This window comes from Pseudomonas sp. EL_65y_Pfl1_R83 (assembly GCF_963970695.1).
GTDB lineage: Bacteria > Pseudomonadota > Gammaproteobacteria > Pseudomonadales > Pseudomonadaceae > Aquipseudomonas > Aquipseudomonas tritici.
Genome location: NZ_CAXAQI010000074.1, coordinates 1 through 761 on the forward strand (window position 1 = coordinate 1; position 761 = coordinate 761).

The 761-nt window shown below is 68.1% G+C and carries 1 protein-coding gene; it reads left to right on the forward strand.

Annotation, left to right across the window (positions count from 1 at the left end; all coding sequences use genetic code 11):
* The coding region (locus AACY08_RS27680; protein WP_339472293.1) for a pseudouridine synthase at positions 1–761 on the forward strand (761 nt) is incomplete at both ends.

Sequence of the window (761 nt, forward strand, 5' to 3'; positions counted from 1 at the left end):
CCCCCAAAGATCGCCCCAAAGAGCAACAGCGGATCGCGAAGCTCCTCGCCCGTGCGGGCGTCGCCTCGCGTCGTGAAGTCGAGCGCATGATCGCCGAAGGGCGCGTCGCGCTCAACGGCGTGGTGCTCGATACGCCCGCGACGATCCTCACCTCGCTCGCCGGTGTCACCGTCGATGGCGACCCCGTCGAGGCGCCCGCCGCCGCGCGGCTGTTCCTCTATCACAAGCCACCCGGCCTGCTCGTCACCGAGCGCGACCCCGCCGGCCGCCCGACCATCTATGATCGCCTGCCCGAGGGGCTGCCGCGACTCGTACCCGTCGGTCGCCTCGATCTCGCGACCGAGGGGCTGCTGCTGCTCACCACCGATGGCGAGTTGAAGCGCCAGCTCGAATTGCCCGCAACCGGCGTCGAACGCGCCTACCGCGCCCGCGCCTACGGCCCGATCACGCAGGAGCAGCTCGAAGAGTTGATCCACGGCGTCGAGATCGAGGGCGTTCGCTATGGCGCGATCGATGCCAATCTCGAACGCCGCACGGGCGCCAATGTCTGGATCGAACTGATCCTGACCGAGGGCAAGAATCGCGAAGTGCGCCGCGTGCTCGAATATCTCGGGCTCAAGGTCTCGCGCCTGATCCGCACCCGCTACGGCCCGTTCGTGCTGGGCGATCTGCCCGTCGGCGAAATCGGCGAAGTGAAGCAGCATGACGTCGTCGCCTTCCGCAAGGATCCAACGCGCAAAGGCGGCGGCGAAGCGCCCAAG